Source organism: Actinomyces culturomici (assembly GCF_900499005.1).
In the GTDB taxonomy this organism is placed as follows: Bacteria; Actinomycetota; Actinomycetes; order Actinomycetales; family Actinomycetaceae; genus Pauljensenia; species Pauljensenia culturomici.
Genome location: NZ_LS991316.1, coordinates 1,405,867 through 1,425,017 on the forward strand (window position 1 = coordinate 1,405,867; position 19,151 = coordinate 1,425,017).

General features: G+C 70.4%; 19 protein-coding genes. 5 read left to right on the top strand and 14 right to left on the bottom strand.

Going from position 1 to position 19,151, the window contains the following annotated elements; genetic code table 11:
* Nucleotides 1-70 precede the first annotated feature (70 nt).
* The 3 genes from DY157_RS06200 to nudC form a co-directional block, all read right to left on the bottom strand.
* Nucleotides 71-1,252, bottom strand: a complete 1,182-nt coding sequence (locus tag DY157_RS06200; protein WP_160159413.1) for an IS30 family transposase — start codon at nt 1,250-1,252, stop codon at nt 71-73.
* A 323-nt stretch (nt 1,253-1,575) separates the two neighbouring features.
* Nucleotides 1,576-3,600 carry an ATP-dependent DNA helicase UvrD2 gene (locus DY157_RS06205; protein ID WP_115727696.1) on the bottom strand — a complete coding sequence of 675 codons (2,025 nt, stop codon included), beginning with the start codon at nt 3,598-3,600 and terminating at the stop codon, nt 1,576-1,578.
* A 103-nt stretch (nt 3,601-3,703) separates the two neighbouring features.
* Nucleotides 3,704-4,711: an NAD(+) diphosphatase gene (gene nudC, locus DY157_RS06210; protein WP_115727697.1), complete on the bottom strand. Its 1,008-nt coding sequence runs from the start codon at nt 4,709-4,711 to the stop codon at nt 3,704-3,706.
* 36 nt (nt 4,712-4,747) lie between these two features.
* Between nudC and rph the strand changes: the two genes are divergently transcribed.
* Both rph and rdgB read left to right on the top strand, forming a co-directional pair.
* Nucleotides 4,748-5,515 (top strand): ribonuclease PH, encoded by a 768-nt coding sequence (rph, locus tag DY157_RS06215; RefSeq protein ID WP_115727964.1) that lies wholly within the window; start codon nt 4,748-4,750, stop codon nt 5,513-5,515.
* Entirely contained in the window at nt 5,515-6,135 is a 621-nt protein-coding gene (rdgB, locus tag DY157_RS06220; protein ID WP_115727698.1) for an RdgB/HAM1 family non-canonical purine NTP pyrophosphatase, read from the top strand. The genes rph and rdgB overlap by 1 nt, the downstream gene beginning before the upstream one ends.
* Nucleotides 6,136-6,194: 59 nt before the next feature.
* Here the strand turns inward: rdgB and DY157_RS06225 are convergent, their stop codons facing one another.
* Both DY157_RS06225 and DY157_RS06230 read right to left on the bottom strand, forming a co-directional pair.
* Nucleotides 6,195-7,376 (bottom strand): IS30 family transposase, encoded by a 1,182-nt coding sequence (locus DY157_RS06225; protein WP_160159413.1) that lies wholly within the window; start codon nt 7,374-7,376, stop codon nt 6,195-6,197.
* A gap of 406 nt (nt 7,377-7,782) precedes the next feature.
* Entirely contained in the window at nt 7,783-7,911 is a 129-nt protein-coding gene (locus tag DY157_RS06230; protein ID WP_115727699.1) for a histidine kinase, read from the bottom strand.
* Nucleotides 7,912-8,047: 136 nt separating this feature from the next.
* Here DY157_RS06230 and DY157_RS06235 point away from each other — a divergent pair, with 136 nt between their 5' ends.
* Nucleotides 8,048-8,968, top strand: a complete 921-nt coding sequence (locus DY157_RS06235) for a LysR family transcriptional regulator (RefSeq protein WP_115727700.1) — start codon at nt 8,048-8,050, stop codon at nt 8,966-8,968.
* 13 nt (nt 8,969-8,981) lie between these two features.
* Here DY157_RS06235 and DY157_RS06240 read toward each other — a convergent pair whose 3' ends face one another.
* From DY157_RS06240 to clpS, 4 genes are read right to left on the bottom strand one after another with little or no spacing between them, the layout of a single operon-like run.
* Nucleotides 8,982-9,785 (bottom strand): MBL fold metallo-hydrolase, encoded by an 804-nt coding sequence (locus DY157_RS06240; protein ID WP_115727701.1) that lies wholly within the window; start codon nt 9,783-9,785, stop codon nt 8,982-8,984.
* Entirely contained in the window at nt 9,785-10,618 is an 834-nt protein-coding gene (gene murI, locus DY157_RS06245; RefSeq protein WP_115727702.1) for a glutamate racemase, read from the bottom strand. Before murI ends, DY157_RS06240 begins: the two co-directional genes overlap by 1 nt.
* Before the next feature lie 11 nt (nt 10,619-10,629).
* Nucleotides 10,630-11,205, bottom strand: coding sequence for a DUF2017 family protein (locus DY157_RS06250; protein ID WP_115727703.1), 576 nt, complete (start codon nt 11,203-11,205; stop codon nt 10,630-10,632).
* Nucleotides 11,202-11,489 (bottom strand): ATP-dependent Clp protease adapter ClpS, encoded by a 288-nt coding sequence (gene clpS, locus DY157_RS06255; RefSeq protein WP_115727704.1) that lies wholly within the window; start codon nt 11,487-11,489, stop codon nt 11,202-11,204. The genes DY157_RS06250 and clpS overlap by 4 nt, the downstream gene beginning before the upstream one ends.
* An 82-nt stretch (nt 11,490-11,571) precedes the next feature.
* Between clpS and DY157_RS06260 the strand changes: the two genes are divergently transcribed.
* Nucleotides 11,572-12,912 (top strand): nicotinate phosphoribosyltransferase, encoded by a 1,341-nt coding sequence (locus DY157_RS06260; RefSeq protein WP_115727705.1) that lies wholly within the window; start codon nt 11,572-11,574, stop codon nt 12,910-12,912.
* A 149-nt stretch (nt 12,913-13,061) separates the two neighbouring features.
* Here the strand turns inward: DY157_RS06260 and DY157_RS06265 are convergent, their stop codons facing one another.
* The 4 genes from DY157_RS06265 to DY157_RS11915 form a co-directional block, all read right to left on the bottom strand.
* Entirely contained in the window at nt 13,062-14,873 is a 1,812-nt protein-coding gene (locus tag DY157_RS06265) for a DEAD/DEAH box helicase (RefSeq protein ID WP_115727706.1), read from the bottom strand.
* Nucleotides 14,870-15,211, bottom strand: coding sequence for a DUF3039 domain-containing protein (locus tag DY157_RS06270; RefSeq protein ID WP_115727707.1), 342 nt, complete (start codon nt 15,209-15,211; stop codon nt 14,870-14,872). Before DY157_RS06270 ends, DY157_RS06265 begins: the two co-directional genes overlap by 4 nt.
* A 125-nt stretch (nt 15,212-15,336) precedes the next feature.
* The gene (nagB, locus tag DY157_RS06275; protein WP_115727708.1) at nt 15,337-16,101 is read right to left on the bottom strand and encodes a glucosamine-6-phosphate deaminase; all 765 of its coding nucleotides are present in this window, start codon (nt 16,099-16,101) and stop codon (nt 15,337-15,339) included.
* A gap of 10 nt (nt 16,102-16,111) precedes the next feature.
* Nucleotides 16,112-17,314, bottom strand: a complete 1,203-nt coding sequence (locus tag DY157_RS11915; RefSeq protein WP_115727709.1) for a copper homeostasis protein CutC — start codon at nt 17,312-17,314, stop codon at nt 16,112-16,114.
* A 191-nt stretch (nt 17,315-17,505) separates the two neighbouring features.
* Here DY157_RS11915 and DY157_RS06285 point away from each other — a divergent pair, with 191 nt between their 5' ends.
* The gene (locus DY157_RS06285) at nt 17,506-18,648 is read left to right on the top strand and encodes an ROK family protein (protein WP_115727710.1); all 1,143 of its coding nucleotides are present in this window, start codon (nt 17,506-17,508) and stop codon (nt 18,646-18,648) included.
* A 193-nt stretch (nt 18,649-18,841) separates the two neighbouring features.
* On the opposite strand, the gene DY157_RS06290 is transcribed toward DY157_RS06285, so the two are convergent.
* The gene (locus DY157_RS06290; protein ID WP_115727711.1) at nt 18,842-19,126 is read right to left on the bottom strand and encodes an HU family DNA-binding protein; all 285 of its coding nucleotides are present in this window, start codon (nt 19,124-19,126) and stop codon (nt 18,842-18,844) included.
* Nucleotides 19,127-19,151 lie beyond the last annotated feature (25 nt).

Genomic DNA, 19,151 nt, shown 5'->3' on the forward strand with positions numbered 1-19,151 from the left:
CGACGTCATGAATCGACGCGCGACATGGGCATTCGGAGATCCCCTCGACGCACGAAGGTGATGGGCGGTTTCAGGCGGTGAGTGCAACGGCGTTGTCGTCGAGTAATTTTTGCATGAGTTCGGCGGGTGTTTTCCAGCCGTGGCGTTTGCGGGGTCGGGTGTTGAGTTGGCGTTCGGCCTCGGCGAATGCTTCTGGGGGATAGTCGTTCAGGTCGGTGCCTTTAGGGAAGTAGTCGCGCAACAGGCCGTTGGTGTTCTCGTTGGACCCGCGCTGCCAGGGCGAATGCGGGTCGGCGAAATACACCTTCGTTTTGGTCCGGCTGGTCAGGTCTTTCGCGTTCGCCATCTCCCCTCCCTGGTCCCACGTGATCGTCTCGCGAAGCGTGAGCGGGAAAGGGCTGATCATGTCGGCGAGCACGTCGATCACACTTGCCGTGTCGTGGCACGCTGGCAGGGGCCGGACGAGCAGGTAGCCCGTGGTGCGTTCCACCAGGGTGATCGCGGCGCTCTTGTTGTTCGCCCCCACGATCAGATCCCCCTCCCAATGGCCCGGAACCTGGCGTCCTTCCACCTCTTGGGGCCGGTCCACGATCCTGGCGCCCTCCACCCACGACTTCCCCTTCGAGCGCGCCAGAGCCAGCGGCGAACGCGCCAGGCGACGCGTGCGCCCCGACCGCAACGCCTTTTCCACCTTGAGCTCTTGACGCAACGCGCCGCGCCCATGCACATACAGGGCCTGATAGATCGTCTCCGGGCTGATCGTCACCCCCCTATTGTCCCCACACGCCCAGGCCCGCGAGATCTGCTCAGGCGACCAGTGCTCGTTAAGCTTGGCGACCACGAAGGCGCGCAGCCGAGGATCCTCCAGCTTGAACGGCTTGGGACGAGCCCGCCTCCCGGCAGCCTCCTCATGAGCGCGTACCGCCCGATACTGGCCGCCCCCACGATCCAACTCCCGCTTCACCGTCGAGGCCGCCACCCCAAGCTCGCGGGCGATCCCCCGCATGCTCATCCCCTGACCGTGCAAGTACTCGATGAGCTGGCGGCCCCCGATCGTCAACCGGGCCCCATGCCCGACCCCGCTGACCAGCCCCTCCACAGGGTCGGCGGGCGCACTGCCCACCCACCCGCCTCGCGAACCCACACGAAACGTCATGCCCCAATCTTTGGCCCACTTGCGGATCGTGCACACCGCGACACCCACCCGCAAATGCACCTGCCTAACCGGCACACCCTCAATCAGCAGATCCAACACCTGGCGGCGAACCGCCTCAGAACAACGAAAACCCACAGCAACCACCCCACACACTCAAGGCGTTGCACTCACCACCTGAAACCGCCATGCTCTCGNCACCTGCCTAACCGGCACACCCTCAATCAGCAGATCCAACACCTGGCGGCGAACCGCCTCAGAACAACGAAAACCCACAGCAACCACCCCACACACTCAAGGCGTTGCACTCACCACCTGAAACCGCCATGCTCTCGACGCACAAAGGTGATGCTCTCGGTGAAGGAGGGGTAATGCCGTCGGCGGGGGCGAGCTCGGGGCAGGGCCCGGACGCTACGTAACGATCAGTCCTGGGTCGGCGGTTCGACGGCCTCGCCGCGGACGATCGCGAGGACGTCGTCGCCGAACATCGTCGCCTTGACCTCGCCGATCCCCTTGACCGAGAGCAGATCGCGGTGGGTCGCGGGCCGCGACATCGCGATGTCGCGCAGAGTCTGGTCGGTGAAGACCGCGTAGGGCGGGCGCCCGGCCGCCTTCGCGAGTGCGGTGCGCCAGGTCTTGAGATCCTCGTAGAGCGCGAGCGCCTCAGCGGGGGCGTGCGCCTCGAAATCGCGCGCCGCCTCCTTCGAACTCGTCCTCGCGTGCGAGGGCTCGCGCCGACGCGCCTCGGATTCCGGCCACATTCCCTCGAGAAGGCCGGAGCGCCTGCGGCCTCCTCGCCCTCCGGTACCCCGCGACTTCGACCACGAGATCTCGAGGACGTCGCGCGCCCGGGTGATCCCGACGTAGAGGAGACGGCGCTCCTCCTCGCGGGCGGCGGGCGTCTTCGCGTAGGAGATCGGGAGGAGCCCTTCGGCCGCGCCGACGAGGAAGACGGCGTCCCACTCGAGGCCCTTGGCCGCGTGGAGGGTGACGAGTTCGACGCCCTGCTTGTCGGGTTCGACCTGGTACTGGGCGCGCTCCTCGAGCTCGGCGACGAATCCGGCGAGGTCGGACGCGGACGAGTCCTCCGCCCACTGGACGATCGAGCGGAGATTCCCCCAACGCTCCTCGGCGGCGCGTCCGGCGGGGGCCTCCTCGGTCCAGCCGACGGCGACGAGCTGGGCGGCGACCCGCTCGGCGAGGGGTCCGGCCCCCTCCTCCCCCGTCCGCGCGGCGGTCGTGAGGACGCGCAGCGCGCCCCGCACGTCGTCGCGCTCGAAGAAGGGCCGCGCGTTCGCGAGGGCCACGGGGATCCGGCGCTCCGCGAAGACCTCCTCGAAGATCTGCGATTGGCCGTTCGTCCGGAAGAGGACGGCGATCGAGTGCGCGGGGGTTCCGCGGGCGATGAGCGCGGCGATCTTGTCGGCGACCCCCTCCGCTTCGGCGCGATCCGATGCGTAGGTGGAGAACTCGACGCCCGCTCCGCTCGGGCGCTGCGACTGGAGATGAACGGCGCCGGAGGCCGGGCCCGCGGCCGCCATCAGGCGATTCGCGACGGCGACGATCTGCGGAGTCGACCGGTAATCGCGGGTGAGCTGGAGGACGCGCGCGCCCCGATGAGACTTCGGGAAGTCGACGAGGTGCGCGGGATCGGCGCCGGCGAAGGAATAGATCGTCTGGGCGACGTCGCCGACGACGCAGACGTCGTGGCGGTCGCCGAGCCAGAGGTCGAGGAGGCGGCGCTGAAGGAGGGAGACGTCCTGGAACTCGTCGACGACGAAGTGCCGGTACTGGGCGCGGACCTTCGACGCGACGTCGCCGCGCTCCTGAAGCATGCCGCACAGGACGGCGAGGATGTCCTCGAAGTCGATCGCCCCGCGCTCCGCCTTCGCGTCCTCGTAGACGTCGAGGAGTCGCGCCATGTCGTCGGCGCTCAAACCCCCGGGCACGTCGTGCCCCGCGCGGACGCGCTCCGCATAGTGCTCGGAGTCGACCATGGAGACCTTCGCCCATTCGATCTCATTCGCGAGGTCGCGCACCATCGTCCGATCGGCGGCGATGCCGAGGCGCGCGGCGGCCGAGGAGACGATCGACGCCTTGTGCTCGATGATCTGCGGGAGCGGCCCGCCGACGACGGTCGGCCAGAAGTAGTGGAGCTGGCGCAGGGCCGCCGAGTGGAAGTTCCGCGCCTGCGCACCCGGAACGCCGAGCTCGGCGAGTCGGTAGCGCATCTCCCGGGCGGCGCGCTGCGTGAAGGTGACCGCGAGGACGGAGTCGGGCGAATAGGCGCCGATCGCCGTCCCGTAGGCGATCCGGTACGTGATGGCCCGCGTCTTGCCCGTGCCCGCGCCGGCGAGGACGGCGAGCGGTCCCGTGACCTGGAGCGCGACGGCCCGCTGATCGGGGTCGAGGGCGTCGAGGAGGGATTCGGGGTCGCGTTCGCTCATGGGTGGATCATCCCACGACCCGCCGTCGTCTCCGATTCGAGCCCCTGCGCCCCGGGGACGGCCCGCCGCCCTCCTGACGGCCGCCCCGCGGGCGGAAAGGCGATCAGGGCCGCCGCAGCGGATCGAGGGCGAGCGGCGAGCGCGGCATGGGCGCGCCCAGCCACTCGGCGACGAGGGCGTGGGCGATCGAGGTCGGCCCGGGCGCCGTGATGGCGCCCGCCTCGACCTCGGCGACGAATTCCTCGCGGCTGAAGAACCGCGCCCACGCGATCTCCGAGCCATCGGGAACGGGCTCGGGCGCGCAGCCGGGAGCCAGGCGCGCTTCGAAGCCGAGCATCTGGGAGCGCGGGAAGGGCCAGGGCTGAGTCGCCCGGTAAACGGGGGCGGAGATCTCGAGGCCGACCTCTTCGCGGACCTCGCGGACGACCGCGCGCTCGGGAGCCTCGCCCGCCTCGACGAAACCGGCGATGAGCGAGCACATCGGCTCGACCCACCCGGTGTTGTGAGCGAGGAGGATCCGCTCGTCGGCGTCCTCGATCCGCACGATGATCGCGGGATCCTGCCGCGGGTACTCGAGCCGCCCGCAGCCGGGGCACTCGGTCGCCCAGCCGCCGAGGACGATGCGCAGCCGCGCGCCGCACCGCGAGCAGAAGCGATTGACCTCGTGCCAGGAGGCGAGCGCGACCGCCGACATCGCGAGAGCCGAGTCCTGCGCCTCCAGGAGGTGCCCCGCCCAGCGCAGATGCGCCCACTGGACGCCGGGCTCATCGATCCGCTCGTCGACGACGAGACCGATCGCGCATTCGCCGGAGGCGGTCGCGCCGATGAGGAGCGGCGTCGCCCCCGTTTCCAGGAGATGGGCCGCGTCCTCGTCGATCAGCCGGTGGAGGCGCAGGGGGCCGGATCCCCCGCGGGCCGGCTCGATGCCGATGGCGCCGCGGCGGCCGACGAGGAAGGCGGCCACCGAGCGGACGGCGGCACGATCCTCGGCGGACGTCCCCTCCCCGAGGGCGGCGGGGCCGCGCAGGAGGAGGTCGGCGGGATCGACGGCGGCGCGCGCGCTCACGAGGGCGTCGACGCTACCCCGAACGAGCGGAAGGGCGAGGCTCATGAGTCCACGCTAACGCCCTCGACTAGGGTGGGCATCATGACGAACAGTGATCTTCGCGCCGACGGGCGCGCATTCGACGAACTCCGCCCCGTGTCCATCACCCGCGGGTGGTCCGGCACCGGAGAGGGGTCGGCCCTCGTGGAATTCGGGAGGACCCGCGTCCTCTGCGTCGCCTCCCTCACCGAGGGCGTGCCGCGCTGGCGCAAGGGCAGCGGCGAGGGCTGGGTGACCGCCGAATACGCGATGCTTCCGCGCGCCACCGCCGAGCGCTCGCAGCGCGAATCCGTCAAGGGCAAGATCGGCGGGCGCACGCAGGAGATCTCGCGCCTCATCGGCCGCTCGCTGCGCGCGATCATCGACGTCTCCGCCCTCGGCGAGAACACGATCGTCGTCGACTGCGACGTCCTGCGCGCCGACGGCGGCACCCGCACCGCCTCCGTGACGGGCGCGTACGTCGCCCTCGCCGAGGCCGTCCGCTGGGGCACCGAGCAGGGGCTCATCACCCCGAAGGCCGGCTCGCCCGTCCTCACCGACTCCGTGTCGGCGATCTCCGTCGGCATCATCGACGGCACGCCGATGCTCGACCTCCCCTACGTCGAGGACGTTCGCGCCCAGACGGACATGAACGTCGTCCAGGTCGGCTCCGGCGCCTTCGTCGAGGTCCAGGGCACCGCAGAGCACGCGCCCTTCGACCGCTCCGAGCTCGGGGACCTCCTCGACCTCGCGGCGATCGGCAACGCGCAGCTCGCCGACCTGCAGCGCCGCAGCCTCGAGGCCCCCTCCAACGAGCGAGTCTCCCTCTGATGCCCGTCCCCAGGCTCGTCTTCGCGACCGGCAATGCCCACAAGATCGCCGAGCTCGAGGCCATCCTCGCCCCCGCGTGGGAGGGGTACGAGGTCGGGGCGGTGGCCCGGATGTCGGATTTCAACGCGCTCGAGCCCGTCGAGGACGGCGCGAGCTTCGAGGAGAACTCCCTCATCAAGGCGCGTTCCCTCGTCGCCCTCACCGGTCTGCCGGCGATCGCCGACGACTCGGGGATCTGCGTCGACGTCATGGGCGGGGCGCCGGGAATCTTCTCGGCCCGTTGGTCGGGGCGCCACGGCGACGACGCGGCGAACCTCGATCTGCTGCTCGCCCAGCTCGCGGACGTGCCCGATCGCCATCGGGGCGCGGCGTTCGTGTCGGCCGCGGCCTTCGTCCTTCCCGACGGTCGCGAGTTCGTCGAGCGCGGGGAGGTCCACGGGCGCCTCATCCACGAGCGCCGGGGCTCCGGCGGTTTCGGCTACGACCCGATCTTCGTCCCGGACGGGTTCGAGGTGACGACGGCGCAGATGAGCGCCGAGGAGAAGAACGCGATCAGCCACCGCGGCATCGCGTTCCGGGCGCTCGCCCCGCGCATCGTCGAGGCGCTGCGCGCACACTAGGTGTACTTCCTCGCCCCCCACCGAGAGCATCACGTTCCTTCGTCGAAAGCATGGCGGTTTCAGGCGGTGAGTGCAACGGCGTTGTCGTCGAGTAATTTTTGCATGAGTTCGGCGGGTGTTTTCCAGCCGTGGCGTTTGCGGGGTCGGGTGTTGAGTTGGCGTTCGGCCTCGGCGAATGCTTCTGGGGGATAGTCGTTCAGGTCGGTGCCTTTAGGGAAGTAGTCGCGCAACAGGCCGTTGGTGTTCTCGTTGGACCCGCGCTGCCAGGGCGAATGCGGGTCGGCGAAATACACCTTCGTTTTGGTCCGGCTGGTCAGGTCTTTCGCGTTCGCCATCTCCCCTCCCTGGTCCCACGTGATCGTCTCGCGAAGCGTGAGCGGGAAAGGGCTGATCATGTCGGCGAGCACGTCGATCACACTTGCCGTGTCGTGGCACGCTGGCAGGGGCCGGACGAGCAGGTAGCCCGTGGTGCGTTCCACCAGGGTGATCGCGGCGCTCTTGTTGTTCGCCCCCACGATCAGATCCCCCTCCCAATGGCCCGGAACCTGGCGTCCTTCCACCTCTTGGGGCCGGTCCACGATCCTGGCGCCCTCCACCCACGACTTCCCCTTCGAGCGCGCCAGAGCCAGCGGCGAACGCGCCAGGCGACGCGTGCGCCCCGACCGCAACGCCTTTTCCACCTTGAGCTCTTGACGCAACGCGCCGCGCCCATGCACATACAGGGCCTGATAGATCGTCTCCGGGCTGATCGTCACCCCCCTATTGTCCCCACACGCCCAGGCCCGCGAGATCTGCTCAGGCGACCAGTGCTCGTTAAGCTTGGCGACCACGAAGGCGCGCAGCCGAGGATCCTCCAGCTTGAACGGCTTGGGACGAGCCCGCCTCCCGGCAGCCTCCTCATGAGCGCGTACCGCCCGATACTGGCCGCCCCCACGATCCAACTCCCGCTTCACCGTCGAGGCCGCCACCCCAAGCTCGCGGGCGATCCCCCGCATGCTCATCCCCTGACCGTGCAAGTACTCGATGAGCTGGCGGCCCCCGATCGTCAACCGGGCCCCATGCCCGACCCCGCTGACCAGCCCCTCCACAGGGTCGGCGGGCGCACTGCCCACCCACCCGCCTCGCGAACCCACACGAAACGTCATGCCCCAATCTTTGGCCCACTTGCGGATCGTGCACACCGCGACACCCACCCGCAAATGCACCTGCCTAACCGGCACACCCTCAATCAGCAGATCCAACACCTGGCGGCGAACCGCCTCAGAACAACGAAAACCCACAGCAACCACCCCACACACTCAAGGCGTTGCACTCACCACCTGAAACCGCCCATCACCTTCGCGCGTCGAGGGGATGCGCGCCGCGGGCCGACTCACGGCGGGCGCGCCAAGGATCCGAAGAGCACATGGCCGACGGCGCATGACCGCGCGACGGCGCGACGAGGACGCGCGCCGCGGGCCGGGCCGGGTAGGCCCCGGACGTCTGCAGGACCTCGGATCGCGGTCCGAGGCGGGCGGGGCCCGGCTCGTGGTGCGCGGGCCACTGGTCCGACGGGCTCGCAGCCGAAGGCGCAGGACTTCGCTGGAAGGGCGGGGATAGCCGAAGGGGCCGCGCATTCGCGCGGCCCCTCTTCCCCGTCTACGCCCCTCAGCGCGCGATGAGCGCGCCGTAGATCGGCCGGTCCATGCAGAACTGGAGTTCGTCCCTCTGCTGGCGACGGTACCGGGTGACGTAGGAGCGGAACTGGACGAGTCGAGCATGGATGAACGCTGACATGTCAGACTCCTTTCATCGGTTCCCGGGGGCCTCTACGTCCCCGGTTCGCACTACCATGGTCGCGCTCCCATGCCTGAAGCGCAATTGAAGTACCCTTCACTTCAGATTCATTTTCCCTACACCCCAGGGAGCCCCCGTGCGCATCGATCCGAGACGTCTCGCCCACCTCCTCGCCGTCCACCGCGAGGGCGGAATCGTCGCCGCCGCCGACGTCCTCGGACTCACCCCGTCCGCGGTGTCCCAGCAGATCAGACGCCTCGAGGACGAGGTCGGCCTCGTCCTCCTCGACCGCACCCCGGCGGGCGCGATCCTCACCCCCGCCGGGCGGATCCTCGTCGCCGGGGCCGAGCGCATCGAGAACGACCTCGACGAGATCGCCCGCGACTTGCGCCCCATCACCGGGCAGGTGACCGGCGTCGTCGGGATCGGCGGATTCCAGTCGGTGATCCGCAACGTCCTCCTCCCCCTCGAGGCCGAGCTCGAGAAGGACCTCCCCGGCGTCGAGATCCACATCGACGAGACCGACGAGGCGGACGGCATGGCCGACCTTCGCGCCGGCCGCACGGACCTCCTCATGCTCGAGCGCGACACGGCGCCCGGCCCCGCACCGCGCGGCTTCGTCGACGTCGCGTGCATCGACGAGCCCTGGGTCCTCGTCAGCCCCGAATCCGCGCCGCGCGTCGGCTCCGAGCGCGACCTCGCCGAGGTCGAGTGGCTCCGCGTCAACCCCCTCACCGTCGGCTACCACACGATGGAGCGGATCGTCGCCGCCCTCCCCCACCCCCGCTGGGTGCCGTACTCCTATATCAATTACGAGGCGGCCCACGCGCTCGTGAGAACGGGGAAGGGATCGACGATCATGCCGTCGATGGCGGTCCGCGGCATCTCGACCGAGGGAATGCGGATCACGACGCTGCCGGGCCTCGGCTATCGGCGGATCCTCGTGCGGCACCGCTTGGGCGAGGACGCCGTGCAGACCGCGACGGGCCAGGTGCTCGCGGCGCTCTTCCAGTGGATCGCCGACCACCACGGTCAGTGGCGCGATCCCGAGGACTAGGCCCGCGGAGGAATCACTCGCCGACGAGGAAGGTCGTCTCCGAATCGGCGAAGTCGAGCGGGCCGTCCCAGGTGGTGCGGAGTTCGCGTTCGACCTCGGCCCGGTCGGTCCACGGCTGGATGTGCGTGGCGACGAGTCGTCCGACGCCGGCGCGGGAGGCGAGCCGCCCGGCGCGCACGCCGTCCATGTGGATCCCGCGAGTCGTGTCGGCCGTCGTGAAGCCGACCTCGGACAGGAGCAGGTCGACGCCGCGCGCGCCCTCGAGGATCGCGGGGGCCTCGTCGGTGTCGCCGGTGAAGAACATCTCGACGGTGCGGGCCGGATCGGACTCGGACGGGCCCGCGATGCGCGTGCCGAAGGACTCGACGGTGTGGATCCCGGGGAAGGAGGTGAGCGTGAAGGGGCCGACCCGGTAGGAGTGGCCGGCGCGGACCGTGCGGATCGCGAATTCGCCCTCGTACTCGTCGGGCAGCCGGGTGCCGTCGATCTGGCGGATGCGCTCGAGCGTGCCGACGGGACCCGCGAGGAGCAGTGGGTCGAGGCCGCGGGCGGGGCCCCAGCGCCGGTGCACCTGGAGGGAGATGATGTCGGCCATGTGGTCGGCGTGCGTGTGCGAGAGGACGAGGGCGTCGAGCTCGCACGGGTCGACATGGCGCCACAGCGCGCCGAAGGAGCCGGGGCCGAGCTCGAGGGCGATGTTCCAGTCCCGGACCTCGCCGGTCCGCGGATCGGGGCCCTTGGCCTGGACGAGGTAGCACGAGGCGGGGGACGCCGGACCCGACATCGATCCGGTGCAGCCGACGATCGTGAGCCGCATCAGCCCACCGCCGATTCGTGGACGGCGACCTCGTGGACGTTCGCGACCTCGGGGCCGAGGAACCGGCGCGCGAGCTTGGGGAACGCCTCGCCCGCGCCCGTCGTGAGGAACTCGTGCGAGGGCCCCTCCCCCTCCGGCCACGGCTCGTGGAGGAGGTCCCGGTCGATGAGCTCGTTGTAGGCGACGTTCGCGGTCGCCTCGGACGAGGTGACGAGGGAGACGTCCTCGCCCATGACGCGCCCGATGACGCCGGTGAGGAGCGGGTAGTGCGTGCACCCGAGGATCAGGGTGTCGACCTCGGCGTCCTTGAGGGGCTGGAGGTACTCGCGGGCGACGGACTCGAGCTCGGCGCCGGTCGTCACGCCCTTCTCGACGAACTCGACGAAGGCGGGGCACGCCTGCTGGACGACGGTGAGGCCGGGAACGGCGGCGAGGGCGTTGCGGTACGCCTCCGACTGAATGGTCGCGTTCGTCCCGATGACGCCGATCCGACGGTTGCGGGTCGTCGCGACCGCTTGCCGAGCAGCGGGAGTGATGACCTCGATGACCGGGATGTGCGCGTCGATCCAGTAGCGCTCGCGCGCGTCGGAGAGGGCGGCCGCGGTCGCCGTGTTGCAGGCGATGACGATCGCCTTGACGCCGCGCGAGGCGAGGGCGTCGAGGCACTCGAGCGTGTAGCGGCGGGCCTCCGCGATCGGCCGCGGGCCGTAGGGCGTGTGGAGCGTGTCGCCGAGGTAGAGGATCTGCTCGTCGGGGAGTTTGTCGATCACCGCGCGCGCGACGGTCAGCCCTCCCAATCCGGAGTCGAAGATGCCGATCGGCGCGTTGTCCATGGCTCCCGACCCTAGTTCGCGTTCCCCCCGGAGTTGAGGGCGGCGATGAGTGAATCCTGCCACCAGGTGAGGACGAGGTAGATCGCCGCCGCCGACTGCTCGCGCGTACCGTTCGGCTCCTCGCCTGCGAGTTCCTCGATCCGCGCGACGTCGGCGTCCGATTCGATGCCGAGCTCGCCCGCCAGACCGAGACGAACGTCATTGAGGGCCGCGAGCCACTCCCAGACCTCGTCCTCGTCGATCGCGATCTCCGGGAGGCCGGCGCGCTCGCTCCGCTCGATCTGCGAGCCGACGGCGCGCAGGCGCGAGGACTTCTCGGCGCGCAGGAAGTCCTCGGTGAGGGCGCGCAGCCCCGACGCGTCCCCCGGGTCGAGGCTCATCGCCGGGAGGAGATAGCCGAGGGCCTTCTCCTCGGGCGCCTCACGCTCCGTCTCCAGAGAGGTCGCGGCCGACACGAAGGCGGCGAGGTCGCCGGGCTCGTCGAGGACGACGAGGATCTCGCGCATGAGGCGGGCGACGAGCGTCGAGTACGGCGGTTCGAGGGGCGCCCGGTACGCCCCGTCCTCGTAGCGGAAGGGCCCGATCATCGGCTCGGTTCCAGGGTCGCCCTCAGGCCGTAGCCGTGCATCGCGACGACGTCGGCCTCCATGCGCTCGCGCATGCCGCTCGAGACGACGGCGCGGCCCGCCGTGTGGACCTCGAGCATGAGGGTCCGCGCCTTCTCCGCCGAGTAGCCGAAGTGCCGGATGAAGACGTTCGTCACGTAGTCCATGAGGTTGATCGGGTCGTCCCACACGACGGTGCGCCACGTGGGGATCGTGGCGGTGGAGGTCCCGACAGCGGCGTCGGGGCTGGTCGTCGTGCTCGGCATATCCCCCACACTAGGCAAGGTTCCCGCAACTCGTGGCGGTTTCGCCGCCCCTGCGGCGAGCCGATCGCGATACCGTGTGCACATGCCATCTTCAGTCTCCACGTCGTTGCTGACGGACATGTACGAGCTCACGATGATCGACGCGGCGCTCAAGGCGGGTACCGCCTTCCGCCACTCGGTCTTCGAGGTCTTCGGCCGCCGCTTCCCGGCGACCCGCCGCTTCGGCGTCGTCGCGGGCACGGGCCGCATCCTCGAGGCGCTCGAGCGCTTCGAGTTCGAACCCGAGCAGATCGACTACCTCCACCGCGAGGGGATCGTCTCCGACGAGACCCTCGACTACCTCAAGGACTTCCGCTTCTCCGGCGACATCTCCGGCTACGCCGAGGGCGAGTGCTACTTCCCCGGCTCCCCGCTCCTCACCGTCGAGGGCACCTTCGCCGAGTGCACGATCCTCGAGACGCTGCTCCTCTCGATCCTCAACCACGACTGCGCGATCGCCTCGGCGGCCTCGCGCATGACGATCGCCGCCCACGGACGCCCCTGCATGGACATGGGCGCGCGCCGCGCCCACGAGCGCGCCGCCGTGTCGGCCGCCCGCGCCGCGATCATCGGCGGCTTCGGCGGCACCTCGGACCTCGAGGCGGGCAAGCGCTACGGGATCCGCGCGATCGGCACGGCCGCCCACTCCTTCACGCTCCTTCACGATTCGGAGCGGGAGGCCTTCGACGCGCAGATCGCGCTCCTCGGCCCGGGCACGACCCTTCTCGTCGACACCTACGACATCCCCCAGGGCGTCGAGAACGCGGTCGCCGCGGCCCGCGCCGCCGGCGGCGAGCTCGGGGCCGTCCGCATCGACTCGGGCGACCTCGTCGCCCAGGCCTTCAAGGTCCGCGGCCAGCTCGACGCGCTCGGCGCGACGACGACGAAGATCACGGTGACGAACGACCTCGACGAGTACGCGATCGCCGCGCTCGGCGCCGCTCCCATCGATTCCTACGGCGTCGGCACGAAGCTCGTCACGGGCTCGGGCGTCCCGACGGCGGCCCTCGTCTACAAGATCGTCGCCCGCGAGGGCGAGAACGGGGAGATGATCCCCGTCGCGAAGAAGTCGGAGTCGAAGTCGACGGTCGGCGGTCGCAAGTACGCGGGCCGCGTCCTCGACGAGGAGGGCTACGCGTCGGAGGAGGTCCTCGTCGTCGCCGACACCGCCGAGGCCGCCTACGCGGAGCTCGACCGCCTCGGCGCCCGCCGCCTCCAGATCCCGCTCATCGTCGGCGGCGAGATCCACTCCGAACTGTGGCGCGACGGCGCCCTCGAGAAGGCGCAGGCCCACCACGTCCGCACCCGCAACGAGCTCCCCTACCAGGCGTGGAGGCTCTCCGAGGGCGAGGCCGCGATCCCGACGCGCTACGTGCGCGTCTGACCGCTTCGACGACACGGATTCCGGCCCCGGGCGTTCGCGCTCGGGGCCGGTTCGTCTCTGCGGGCCCGCCGCCCGTCCGCTTCCGCCCGGAGTGCGCGGCGCCCCGCCCTCGTCGATGAACGAGGCCTGGGCGGGCGTCGACGGAGGGGTCAGGAGCGGCCGACGAACCACTGGCGCAGGAGCGCGATCCTCGCCTCGATCTGCTCGGTCGTCGCGAGGGCGATCTCCGGGCCACCGCAGCGCTGGCGGAGCTGGGAGTGGATCATCGCGTGCGTGTCGCCGGAGCGGCGCGACCACGAGGAGACGAGGTGCGAGAGCTCCTTGCGCTTCGCGGCGCGCAACCGGTGATCGGAGATCCCGGCGTTCGCCTCCCGTCGGCGGGCGGCGTCGGAGGACTTGCGCTGGGCGGCCATCTGCTCGGCCTGACGTGCCCGCAGGAGCGTCGTCACCTGGTCGGCGTCGAGGAGGCCCGGGATCCCGAGGTACTCCTGCTCCTCGGCGGACCCGACTTCGGCGCCCTGGCCCCACGCGGCGCCGTCGAAGAGGACCGAGTCGAACTCGGCGTCCGCGCCGAGGACCTCGAACTGGCTGAGGAGGTCCGACGAGGCGGCGTCCTCCCGGTTCGCGGCCGCGACCATCGCGTCCTCGGGGTTCCACATCGCGTCCTCGCCCTCGGGCTTCGGACGGTCGAGGGCGTGGTCGCGCTCGACCTCCATCTGCCCGGCGAGGTCGAGGAGCTGGACGACCGAGGGGATGAAGACGGTCGCGGTCTCGCCGCGACGCCGGGCCCGGACGAAGCGCCCGACGGCCTGGGCGAAGAAGAGCGAGGTCGAGGTGTTCGTCGCGTAGACGCCGACCGAGAGGCGCGGGACGTCGACGCCCTCGGACACCATGCGGACGGCCACCATCCACTTGTCGTCGGACTCGCGGAAGGCGTCGATCCGGTCGGAGGCGTCCGCGTCGTCGGAGAGGACGAGCGTCGCCGACCTCCCGGTGATCTCGCGGAGGTGGCGCGCGTAGGCGCGCGCCTGCGTCTGATCGGAGGCGATGACGAGTCCGCCGGCGTCGGGGATCTGGCGGCGGACCTCCTCGAGGCGCAGGTCGGCGGCGCGCAGCACCGCGGGGATCCACTCGCCCTTGGGGTCGAGCGCCGTGCGCCACGCCTGCTTCATGAGGTCCTTCGTCAGCGGCTCGCCGAGCCGCGCGGACATCTCGTCGCCGGCGCGCGTGCGCCACGACATCTGCCCGGAGTAGGACATGAAGAGGACGGGCCGGACGACGCTGTCGCGCAGCGCGTCCCCGTAGCCGTACGTGTAGTCGGCCTTCGAGCGGCGGATCCCGTCGGCGTCCTCCTCGTAGCGGACGAAGGGGATCGGGGAGGTGTCCGAGCGGAAGGGGGTGCCGGTGAGGGCGAGGCGCCGTGTCGCGTCGGCGAAGGCCTCGCGCACGCCGTCGCCCCACGAGAGGGCGTCGCCCGCGTGGTGGATCTCGTCGAGGATGACGAGGGTCGGGTGGGCGCGGGGGCGCGCCGAGTGGACGGGCGGGTTTGCCGCGACCTGCGCGTAGGTGACGGCGACGCCGTCGTAGTGGGAGCCGGCACGCCCCTGCGAGTTGGAGAACGCCGGGTCGATGTGGATGCCGACCCGGGCGGCCGCGTCCGCCCACTGGCCCTTGAGATGCTCGGTCGGGCAGACGACGGTGACCTTTTCGACGACCCCGGCGCCCATGAGCTCGACGGCGATCCGCAGCGCGAAGGTCGTCTTGCCGGCGCCCGGTGTGGCGACGGCGAGGAAATCCCGAGGAGCCGCCGCGAGGTAGCGCTCCAGGGCGGCCGCCTGCCACGCGCGCAGGCTCGACGCCGTGCCCTTGCGGGCGCGGTCGGGGAAGGCGGGGGGAAGGCTCTTCGCTGCGAAGTGGGAGGCGCGGGACGGGCTGTGGTGTCGATCCTGCGCGGGCGTCACTTGCCGGTGCCCCCCGAGCCGTCGGAGAAGGGCCAGTTGCGGCCGTTCTTGCCCATCGAGTCGCGCAGCTCCTTGCACGTCGGGCACACCGGGTACTTCGAGGCGTCGCGCGAGGGGATCCACACCTTGCCGCAGAGGGCGACGACCGGCTGGCCGGTCATCATCGAGGAGTCGGCCTTGTCGCGCCGCACGAAGTGGGCGAAGCGGTCGCCGTCGCCCGGGGACTTCTCCTGCTCGACCTCGGTCCGCTCGAGGAGTCCGGTCGACGTCTGGGTCGACGGTCCGCCCGGGCCGGTCGGGGCTCCGGGTCCTGTCGGTTCATCGAGGGCATCGCGCATGGGCCCATTGTAGAGCCGCCCGCCCTCGTCACCAGTTCGGGGTACTCCGCGGGGAGCCATCGCGGGGATCCCTCGCGAGGATCCCGGGGTTCTCACGGCCCGCGGGACGAGGGCGGGGCGGGGCGTCAGCGGGCGGAGGCCGCTTGGACCTCGAGGTAGAAGTCGAGGAGCTCGAGGCGCGACGCGGCGGCGCGGTCGAGGAGGACGAGGACGTCGGGGTGCATCTGGAGGATCGACGCCGGGCAGCGGGCCGACACTCCCCCCTCGATCATCGCGGCGACGGCCTCGGCCTTGCCCTCGCCCGTCGCGACGAGGACGCAGGAGCGCGCCTCCATGATCGTGCCGAGCCCCTGCGTGACGCAGTGGGTGGGGACGGCGTCGAGGTCGCCCCCGAAGAAGCGGGAGTTGTCGCGTCGGGTCCGCTCGGTGAGGACGCCGACGTGCGTGCGGCTCACGAGGGAGCCGCCCGGCTCGTTGAAGCCGATATGCCCGTCGGACCCGATCCCGAGGACCTGAACGTCGACGCCCCCGGCCTCGCGGATCGTCCGATCGTAGTCGGCCGCGCCCTCGTCGAGGTCCGTCCGCCAGCCGTCGGGTCCGTGAGCGGCGCCCTCGGGCATGTCGACGAGGTGACGGTGAATGAAGTTCGCGTACCCCTCCTCGTGGCCGCGGTCGAGCCCGACGTATTCGTCGAGGTTGAAGGAGCGGGCCCGCTCGAAGGAGATCCGGCCCTGCTCGTTCCTGCGAACGAGCTCCGCGTAGAGCGGAAGCGGCGAGGACCCCGTCGCGAGCCCGATGACGAAGTCCGGCTTGGACCGGTAGACCTCCTCGATCCGGTCGGCCGCCGCGGTGGCGATCGCGAGCTCGTCCTCGAGCACTGCGATTCTCATGAATTCCTCCTCATTCCTCGCGCCGCGCGTCCCTGAGCGCGGCGATGATCCTGTCGATCTCCGCGCGGCTCGTCCCTCCATCCGGTCCGGGCGCGCGCATGTGGACCTCCTTCGCTCCACTCGCCTCGACGATATCGGAGACGTTGGCGGACCGGAGGCCCCCCGAGGCGAGGATCCCGATCCGCTCCCCCGCGGCGTCGACGAGGGCGGCGAGGCCCGCGGGATCCGCGGTCGACGGGCTCCCGCCCGTCGTGAGGACCCGGTCGTAGCCGAGCCGCACGAGGGCCTCGAGGCCCTCGAATTGATCGGGGACGAGGTCGAATCCCCTGTGGAAGGTGAGGGGCGCGTTCCCGGCGGCCGCGCGGAGGCGGGCCGCCGCATCCTCGTCGATCGTGGAATCCGAGCGCAGCGCGCCGACGACGAACCCGAGGCGGACCGGGGCGCCGGAGCCGAGGGAGCGCAGGGCCGCGACGTCCGCGGCGATCCGATCGACCTCGGACGGGGTGTGGACGAAGTCGCCGGGGATGTCGAGGCGGTCGTTGACGAGGATCCCGGGCTGGAGCTCGGTCACCATCTCGAGGAGCTCCTCCGAGCCCCAGTCGTCCTTGCCCTTGCCCGTCCAGCCGTCGACCTCCCAGGGGTAGGAGAAGTCGAAGAAGATGTAGTCGATCGTCCCGTAGCGGGTGAGGAGCTCACGGACCTGGCCCTTGAGGTACTTCCGGTACTCGACCATCGTCCTTTCGGGGTGGGCGTCCCGCGCGTCGGCGTCGTCGCGCCTCGGGTGGTGGAAGTCGTAGGGGAAATCGGGGTGGTGCCAGTCGAGGAGCGAATGGTAGAGGCCGACCTTGAGGCCGGCGGCCCGGAGGGCCTCGACCCATTCGGCGACGAAGTCGCGGCCCTGGTGGCGCATCGACGTGTAGTCGGTGAGGTCGGAGTCCCAGAGGCAGAAACCGTCGTGATGCTTCGTCGTGAGGACCGCGTATCCCATGCCCGCGCTCTTCGCCAGCTCGGCGATCCGCGTCGCGTCGAAGAGATCGGGCTCGAAGAACTCGGCGTACTTCTCGTAGTCCTCGACCGTCCTGCGCTCGCGGGTCATCACCCATTCATGCCGGGCGGCGACCGAGTAGAGGCCGAAGTGAACGAAGAGTCCGAACCTGTCGTGGTCGAACCACGCTTGCGCGGCTGCCTGCTCCGCGGATGTCGACCGAGTCATACACCCCTTCTTTCGATCTATCGAACTATTGGACTACCTTTGTCCTATCGATGTGACTGAGCGTACACGATTCTTCATCGGTGACAAGGGGCCTAAAACACGCACATTGATAACAAGATGGTCGCACCGTCGAAGAAAATAGCGTCTAGAATCGAAATAAGTCGGTGCACTTCTCACGGCCAGGAGCAGCCATGGAGGACCCCCTCACCCCCCAGCGGACCCTCGAGATCCATCGCAGGATCCTCGACCTCGTTCGATCTGGCCGAGCGTCGACCCGAAACGACCTCGTCGAGCTCCTCCCGGCCTCGCCCTCGACGGTCTCCCTGCGCACTCGCGAGCTCATCGACTCGGGCGAGCTCGTCGACTCCGGCGCGGCCCCCTCGACCGGCGGGCGCCCCTCCCACGTCCTGCGGCCCGCGACCGCCGAGACCCTCATCCTCGGCGCCGACCTCGGCACGCAGCACGCGAGGATCGGCATCGCGAAGGGCGACGGCACCGTCCTCGCCGTCCGCCAGATCGTCATCGACGCGACGCAGAGCCCGCAGGACGTCCTCGATCTCGTCTTCTCCGCATTCGACAGCCTCCTCAAGGCGCAGGGCGGCGCCTGCTCCCCCGCCGCCATCTGCATCGGTCTCCCTGCCCCCATCGATCACGCCCACGGGTGGGTCGACACGGGATCGCGCCTGCGCGGATGGCACCACTTCCCCGTCGCCGATGAAGTGCGGCGCCGCTACGGCTCGCGGGTCGCCATCGAGAACGACGCCGACCTCATGGCGATCGGCGAGCACCGCGCTCATCCCGGGATCGCCCACTCGATCACCGTCAAGGCGGGCACGTCGATCGGCGTCGGCGTCATCATCGACTCGCGCGTCCACCGCGGGGCGACCGGCGCGGCCGGGGACATCTCCCATGTCCGCATGCCCGCGTTCGGGAACCTCACCTGCGCCTGCGGGAAGACCGGATGCCTCGACACGGTCGTCTCCGGCCACGCCCTCGCGAATCAGTGGCAGGCGATCGCGGGAGAGAGCCGCACCTTCGCCGACCTTCTCGCGGCGGCGGCTAATGGCGACGCGCGGGCCATCGAGCTCCTCCGTACCGCGGGCTCGCGGCTCGGCGAGGCCCTGAGCGCGATCGCGGGCCTCCTCAACCCGGACGCGATCTTCATCGGCGGGCTCCTCTCGACCTCGGAGGACTTCCTCGCCGCGATCCGCGCCGTCCTCTACGCGAGCTGCCACCCGCTCATCACGCGCCGACTCCTCATCGAGGCGACGTCGACCGGGCACGACGCCGGCCTGCGGGGCGCCCTCGCCGTCGCGAAGTCGCTGCTCGACTGAGGGAACCGCGCCGTTCGGCGCATGCTGACGACGACCCCGACGACTCGTCTTCCACTCGCCCGAGCCGCGGCGGGCGCCGCCGCGAAGGCTCGATGATCCGTCCGGGTGATTCACCGGGCCCGAGTCCGGGCATGAAGAAGCGGGGCGGGCGCCATCGGCGCCCGCCCCGCTCTCGTCGTCTAGAGGACTCGACTCACTTGGAGGAGACGGCCTTCTTGAGCGAGGAGCCGGCGGAGAGCTTCACGCCGTAGCCCGCGGGGATCTGGATCTCCTCGCGCGTGCGGGGGTTGCGGCCCGTGCGGGCGGCGCGCTCGACGCGCTCGACCGAGAAGAGGCCGGTGACCTTGACGGCCTCGCCCTTGGCGAGCGACTCGACGAGGACATCCTGGAAGGCGCCGAGGGCGGCGTCCGCCTCGACCTTGGTGAGGTTGGCGCGCTCGGCGATCTGGGCGACGAGCTCGGTGCGATTCACGGACATTGAGGAACCTCTTCCTGTTCGTAAC